Here is a 6,944-nt window from a genome sequence, read left to right as displayed (position 1 = left end):
TTGTGTGATCTCGCGTAGCGAGCGCGTTGCGACCAGTTTAACTTATATAGTAGTGATCGATCTCTGTGTCCTTTGTGTCTCTGTGGTTCCCCTTCCACTCACTTGCCCGCAAAACTGTATCTTAGAATACATTTTACCCACAAAATCGGGGAGAGCCACTGCTTTAGCTCAATAATGATGAAAAAACCCGGTAAAACCGGGTTGCACTAGCTTGGATTGTGTATAGTCAACCAATCAAGCAGTTGAAAACTTAAATAAATCTAAATAGAAAAAAGGTAAGCAATTCCACTGTAAGAAAATCAGATTTAATGAACCACCCCGCAAGTTAGGGGACAAGAAGCATAAACAGCTTGGTGAGAGGTTTTTACCTCACCGTGTAACCAGTGCAACCAGCTAACTTCATGGGGATGAACACCTTTTGCTGCTAATAAAGCGGCACTAATTAGGATAGCCAAAATATTGATACCAATAATCATTCCCGCCACTAAAAGCACGGAACTAATCGGTAAAACCGACTCTAAGATAATCGCAGACAATGCTCCCACTGTCATCATTAATACTACCAAAGGAAATCCCACTACTAATAAACAGACAGTGAGGACGAAACTCCAGAGAAGAAAGCTTTTTAGCATAGCTAAAGAAACGTGGCCCCAGTTATTTCTTGCGGTTAATTGCATCTTCCTGACCTCTTACAAACTTGGTGGTCTAACTTTTCTGCACGTCGGCTCAAAGTCGATAAAAACCAGTATAGGAAAAACACCGAAGAAAATGAGCTATTCGCAATATAAATTTACAATCATCGCCGATCATCTATGTTATATGTATCGAACTATTACAAGAATCGGCCAGAGGTATCGAAAACTTTACAATCAGTTTCCCTTGATCCCCAATCCAGTTTCCTACTGAAATCCTTGATCCCCGTCGATAATCCTTTCTTGTCTCCCTGTCCTCAGATTTTTCAGCGTCTCCTTGTAACAAATATTTACAATTACTTCTAGAATTCTCAGAAAATAGGTGGACGGGAGTGGAAATTATGAATTATGAATTATGAATTATAAATTAGGCTCTTCGTTACTTGGTATGGTTCGATAGGGGAGCATAAATCGACTAAATCCTTATCTGGCAAGAGACTTAATTGATTAGTTCGCTCTAGATCAAAAACAATTGACAAAAATCGCCAAATGTCTTTCTCTATAAGAGTTTCATTCTTTATAATCCTGTACGTTGCATAAGACAAACCGAAGAACCCTAATTATGAGATGAGCGATGCAGGAAGAAAAAGCGATATTTAATATCAACAATACTTTTTATCGACCAGAGAGTAAAATCGTCCGAGATTTAGGAGTTTTAGGGGCGGCAATTGCCCAAAAAGAGCGGGGCAGTTTGCGCGTTTTAGAAGTAATGAGCGGCTCTGGTGTGCGAGCGCTCAGGTATTGGTTAGAAAGTGGTGCGGATTGGCTGTGGGTTAATGATGGTAATCCAGAAATTAAGCCAACTTTAGACGCTAACTTAGAGAGTTTATTACAACAGAAAAAAGGGAAGATAACCTATAAATCTGCTCAAGAAGTTCTCCTAGAATGTTATCTTGAAAAAGACCATTATGATCTAGTTGATATTGATGCTTTTGGTTCCCCTGCATCTCTGTTTAGTGCTATTCCTTTAGCCACTAAAATCGGTGGTTTAATTTATCTGACTAATACCGATGGACGAACGCTGACGGGTCATAATCTAGAAAATAGTTTAGCTGATTATGGAGCCTATGCTCGCAATCATCCAGCTGCCCACGAACAGGGATTAAGATTAATTATCGCCGGTTTGCAATTAGAATCGGCCCGGTTAGGTTTAGGAATTACGCCGATTTTTTCCTTCTTTTTTGGTCAAAGTTATCGGGTGATGGTGCGGTTAACGGCTAATAGACAATTAAATAGTCATAACTACGGTTTTCTCGGTTATTGTCATAGCTGCGGGGAATATCAATCAGTGCCTTGGCCAAAGTTAGGCAAAATAGTTTGTTCTGGGGACGGGCAACCTTTAACCTTAACTGGACCTTTGTGGTTAGGCAGTTTACATGATCGCTTTTATCTAGAAAAAATGGCAGATTTAGCCGATCAATGGCAGTGGAAAAAGGTAGTTAAATTGTTAGAAATAATGAGGGAAGAAAACGATTTTCCTCCCTATTTTTATAGCTTTCGGGAAATTGGGAGAAGGGGCAAATTAGATCTACCCAAAAGGGAAGATTTAATTGCAGCTCTCCTAGAACAAGGTTATCGAGCCGCTGCCACCCATATTAACCCGCAAGCGGTGAAAACTAACGCTTCTTTAGCCCAATGTATCGCACTACTCAAGGACTAATTAGTTAATACCAATAACTAGAACTTTGTTGGGGTTCAGGGGCAAAAGCTAACCAGTAGGGGAATTGTAAAAGAGCGAAATTCAGCCGTTCTTCGGTATCATCGATAATAATGAGCGGTGAATACTTATCGTCGATTAAACGTTCCGCTTTTTGAATTAAAGCTTCGGGAGACTCAAAGAGAACGATGCCGCGGTCTGGTCCAAAATCGGCGCGGGAAATGCCGAGACAATCTTGGAGACCGCGCCGCCATTCGCCTAAACGTTCGGGACTATTAGCCAGAACGAGAGAACGGAAGCGATCGCCTTGTAATTCCGCCATAATCGAGATAATTGCCGAAGCCACCAGAATATTCTGGAGACGGCTGCCCATACCGCGAACCGTACCCCGGCCCCCCTGTTTAAAGAACCACTGTTGCACCCGTTCGGCGTGAATTGGTTCAAAAGTGCGCCGTAATTGCCAAGGCGGTCCGTAATAGTCAGGACGACTGCGATAACGGTCTAAAAGAGTTTGTATGCGCTGATTTTGGTCAGAAAAGCCCTGTCTAGGGGTGGATTGTCCCACCGGTTCCGATTCATAACCCGAACGGTTAGAACGACGGGGTTCTTGCCAATTATCCTGGCCCTGGTTACTGGTACGGGGGGGACGGGGACTTTCTCCGCGTCCATCCCGGCCTTGACTGCCACGGGATGGGCGCGGGTTTTCCTCCCGTTCGGTCCGCAGGGGAGGTTCCACAGGTCGGGGGGATTTTTCGGGGGTCTCAAAACGGGGTAATTCCAACTGTTCGGCAGCCGCGGCCAAATCCTGTAAACTGCCCACCAGATAGTCTTTAAATCCCTGAACCCGCACGGCTAGATCCTGGGAGACTCCGGCGAAATTACTCCGCATTTCCTGCCGAATCCGCTCACGACGGCGTTCTAACTGTTCGATCGCTAATTCTAAAGCCTGTTTGCGTTGTTCTAGGTCTTTTACGCCTTCCTTGAGCATTCTTTCGATTTGAGCTTTGATATCCCCTAGTTCCTCGGCGATCAAGCGTTCTTTTTCCGCTTTTAACGCCGAGATTTCTGCCGCTAGGCTCTGTTTTTGCCGTTCTAGAGCCTCGATTTCCCCCCGCAGGGGTTGCGCCTGCGCTGTGGGAACTAATTCGCCTTCGGGGGCGGTTTCCGATGGCAGGGAATTCTCTACCGGGCGATCGTTCCAGAGATCGTCAAAACTAAATTCTTCGACAGATTCATTGGGTAAGTCTGTCATTTTGTCAAGGGGTAAAACATTAAAATCTTCTGAATTCATCGGCTTTAGAAATGCAGAGCGAACAGAGGGCCAAGGCAGGCAATTAAGACGCTATTAGCCAGATTTTATTTTATCTCAATCTTAGTTCGCTTCTGAGTCGATCGCTTGCGGTGCTGCTAAAGGATAGTATTTTTCGAGGCACAGTCTCAGGGTTGCGCTGTCAAAGATAATGGGCAAAAAATGAATGCTGTTAATTTCTTTGAAATAAAATAGGATCGGGACTTTATTCCAGAAAATCCGCCAATTTTGCCATTCTTGGTAGGGAAAGGAGCGAATTTGTTGCCCGGACAGATAGACATCTAAGGAAGTGGGGGTAAACTGGAGGCGAATGCGGGTAGTCTGGAACATCAAGAATAGCCCTAACAGGGAGAAAATTATGCCGAGCCAGACCTGTAAAAAGAGTAAAGGCAGCGATAAAATTACCAAAAATAGGGGAATTCGATAGTTAGGAGCCAGTTCGATCGTTCCTGTTACTTCTTGCGGGGAAATAGTTTTCATCGGTGTCCCTATCGGCAGTCAGCCAAAATATCTTCGCTTCTAGTTTATCGCATTGTTTTTCGAGAAGCGATCGAGATAATCGAGACTCGATCGGGGATGATCTGGTAGTGTCATGGCATTGTAGAAAGAGACCTTACCCCCGTATGCACGCCGGAGATTAAAATCAGTTAAGACCTTGGAGCGTTGATCGGCGAGGATCAATTCTTTATTTAAGAGGATTAAATCAGCAAAATGGGTGATAGATTCGCCTAAATCATGGTTAACCACCATGACAATTTTATTTTCTTGCGCTAACTCACCAAAGATATTAAAAAGAATCCCCTCGGTTTTTTGATCTACCCCAACGAAAGGTTCATCAAAACAGAAAATCTCCGCTTCTTGGGCCAAAGATCTGGCTAAAAAGACTCTTTGCTGTTGTCCTCCCGACAACTGACCGAGGGGACGATGGCGTAAATCAGCCATTTCCACCCGTTCTAGGGCATTTAAAGCCTGTTGACGACTAATATGGGAAAAAGGGCGAAACCAACCCGTTTTCCTGACTCTCCCCATCATTACCACATCCCAAGCGGTGACGGGATATGTCCAGTCGATTTGAGATCTTTGGGGAACATAAGCGACTTTATCCAGTTGTTGCTGTAGAGATTGCCCTTGATAGTTAACGCTTCCCTGTTGTACGGGAATTAATCCTAGCATGGCTTTGATCAGGGTACTTTTGCCCGCGCCGTTGGGACCGATAATACCGGTTAATCGTCCTGGATAAATTTTCAGGGTGATATCCCGTAGGGCCTCCACGCCGCGATAATATACTCCTAGATGACTAACCGTAATTGTCCTTTGCATAGTTGTTACCCCGAGTCTCCATTTCTAGCATAGCTAAAAATGAGACAATTATGAAGCAACCATGAAAAGATTATGAAAGATAGGCGGGGTGAGATTAATCGCCACTTAGTAAAGCTTCCACGAATTCGTAACTGGAAAAGGGCCGCAGATCCTCGATTCCTTCCCCAGCACCCACAAAGCGAATCGGTAGGTTAAGCTGACGCGCTACGGCAAGGGCGACACCCCCTTTAGCTGTACCATCGATTTTAGTCAGGATCACGCCGCTTAATTGGGCAGCTTCCGAGAAAACCTCGGCCTGTCGCAGCCCGTTTTGTCCTAAAGTGGCATCGAGAACTAGAAGGGATTCCACCACGGCACTCTCGGCTTTTTTGTCGATAATACGGCGAATTTTGCTTAATTCTGCCATTAAGTTCTTTTTATTCTGCAATCTTCCCGCCGTATCCACTAAGAGTAATTCTACCTCCCTGGATTTAGCGGCTTCGATGCCATCGTACACCACGGCGGCCGGGTCGGTATTTTTGCCCGGGTTGGCAATGACTTCCACTTGCGATCGCTCTCCCCAAACTTTCACCTGTTCCACGGCAGCAGCGCGAAAGGTGTCGGCAGCGGCGATCATACAGCTATAGCCAGATTGTTTAGATAAATGAGCTAATTTGCCGATAGTCGTCGTTTTACCGACTCCGTTAACTCCTGTGAGCATCCAGATATTTAATTTGCCTTTTTCTGGCTCAAAACCGGGGTTGCTATAATTGGCTAAAGGTGCATCTAAAATCTCGCGGATAATTTCTTTGAGATATTCGATCGCTTTTTCGGGGGGCAAAGCTTCCTGTTTTAGCTTATTTTGGAGGGTAGTGATAATATAATCGGTGGCATCTACCCCCACATCGGCCTGAAGCAATAAAGCTTCGATTTCCTCCACTGCATCTTGATTGAGGGGACCCTGACCGACCACGGCCTTAAGCTGATTGACCAAGCTGCGGCGCGTTTTGCCTAAACCCTGACGCAATTTTTTTAACCAGGTGATTTCTTCTTCGGAAACGTCCTCTGCTTGTCGTCCCTGATTGGCTAAAACTTTGGCCGACCAGATAAAATCCTCATCCGGTTCTGTGGGGGTTTCGATGGCGGTTTCTTTGAGAATTTCGAGGCGATCGGATTTTTTCAGCCATGCGGGGGTATTATCCTCGGTTTCTTCTTGTTTAACTGGTTCTTCCTCTTGCGGAGGTTCTGTTTCAGCAATAGATGTTTCAGGGGTTTCGCTGACGACGGCCTCGGCCGTGGCTTTTTTCTCTTGAATATTTTTAAAGGCTTTTTTGGCCCAATCTAAATACTCTTCCTGACTGGTTGTCTCGCTAGTCGTCGGGGTTGCCTCGCTGGGGGTTTCCTCTACGGGTGCGGGGGGTGCTTGTTCTTGTTCGGGTTGGACTTTCTGACGACGGAACCAGTTAAACATAGGAAAAACTAAACATAAAACTATTTATCTAGTTTATCTTAACTCTTGAAGTGAGCAATTTTGATACTTAGATTTTTAATTGTGGATTTCTCCGCATTTTTTGCTGGAGATTAAGGAAAAAATGATAACCTTGCTCAAGGATAACTTTATCTCTTTTTAGGGAAATGCTGTATCTTAGAAAATAGAATAGGAAGGAGAGTCAAAAATGTTAAGCACTACCGAAACTAAATATTATACTCCCGAAGAATATCTCGCCCTAGAGGAAACGTCCGAAGATAAAAATGAATATCGTCAAGGAGAAATTATCCCAATGGTAGGAGCCACCACTAATCACAATCAGATTTGTCTAAATTTTTGCCGTAATTTTCCCTTAAATATCAATAATCAAGATTATTATACCTACATGGAAACGGTGCGTTTATGGCTATCAGATTATAGCATTTACACCTATCCTGATGTGATGGTGATTAAAGGTCAACCTCTCTATCAAGGGAATAGTCAATCTAACGTGATCAA

At 44.3% G+C, this 6,944-nt stretch carries 7 protein-coding genes and 1 pseudogene; 3 read left to right on the top strand and 5 right to left on the bottom strand.

Going from position 1 to position 6,944, the window contains the following annotated elements; genetic code table 11:
• Positions 1-4 precede the first annotated feature (4 nt).
• Positions 5-210, top strand: a pseudogene (locus tag ACE1AQ_RS10890) (hypothetical protein).
• Between the two features lie 95 nt (positions 211-305).
• Here the strand turns inward: ACE1AQ_RS10890 and ACE1AQ_RS10885 are convergent.
• Positions 306-677, bottom strand: coding sequence for a hypothetical protein (locus ACE1AQ_RS10885; protein ID WP_008200568.1), 372 nt, complete (start codon positions 675-677; stop codon positions 306-308).
• A 589-nt stretch (positions 678-1,266) separates the two neighbouring features.
• On the opposite strand from ACE1AQ_RS10885, the gene ACE1AQ_RS10880 reads away from it, so the two are divergent.
• The gene (locus ACE1AQ_RS10880) at positions 1,267-2,352 is read left to right on the top strand and encodes a tRNA (guanine-N1)-methyltransferase (RefSeq protein ID WP_110544892.1); all 1,086 of its coding nucleotides are present in this window, start codon (positions 1,267-1,269) and stop codon (positions 2,350-2,352) included.
• 4 nt (positions 2,353-2,356) lie between these two features.
• On the opposite strand, the gene ACE1AQ_RS10875 is transcribed toward ACE1AQ_RS10880, so the two are convergent.
• The 4 genes from ACE1AQ_RS10875 to ftsY all read right to left on the bottom strand — a co-directional run bounded on the left by ACE1AQ_RS10875 (position 2,357) and on the right by ftsY (position 6,428).
• Positions 2,357-3,640, bottom strand: coding sequence for a DUF3086 domain-containing protein (locus tag ACE1AQ_RS10875; RefSeq protein WP_106908439.1), 1,284 nt, complete (start codon positions 3,638-3,640; stop codon positions 2,357-2,359).
• 81 nt (positions 3,641-3,721) lie between these two features.
• The gene (locus ACE1AQ_RS10870) at positions 3,722-4,138 is read right to left on the bottom strand and encodes a DUF3119 family protein (protein WP_110544889.1); all 417 of its coding nucleotides are present in this window, start codon (positions 4,136-4,138) and stop codon (positions 3,722-3,724) included.
• 39 nt (positions 4,139-4,177) lie between these two features.
• On the bottom strand, positions 4,178-4,978 hold the full coding sequence (locus tag ACE1AQ_RS10865) for a metal ABC transporter ATP-binding protein (protein WP_008205168.1): 801 nt from the start codon (positions 4,976-4,978) through the stop codon (positions 4,178-4,180).
• 94 nt (positions 4,979-5,072) lie between these two features.
• Positions 5,073-6,428 (bottom strand): signal recognition particle-docking protein FtsY, encoded by a 1,356-nt coding sequence (gene ftsY / locus ACE1AQ_RS10860; RefSeq protein WP_110544886.1) that lies wholly within the window; start codon positions 6,426-6,428, stop codon positions 5,073-5,075.
• Positions 6,429-6,633: 205 nt separating this feature from the next.
• Between ftsY and ACE1AQ_RS10855 the strand changes: the two genes are divergently transcribed.
• On the top strand, positions 6,634-6,944 hold a 311-nt coding region (locus tag ACE1AQ_RS10855; RefSeq protein WP_374808409.1), incomplete at its 3' end, for a Uma2 family endonuclease.

This window comes from Microcystis sp. BLCC-F209, from assembly GCF_041928595.1.
In the GTDB taxonomy this organism is placed as follows: domain Bacteria; phylum Cyanobacteriota; class Cyanobacteriia; order Cyanobacteriales; family Microcystaceae; genus Microcystis.
Note: the sequence above shows the minus strand (reverse complement) of the source record. Positions and strands in the feature narration are given on the sequence as shown.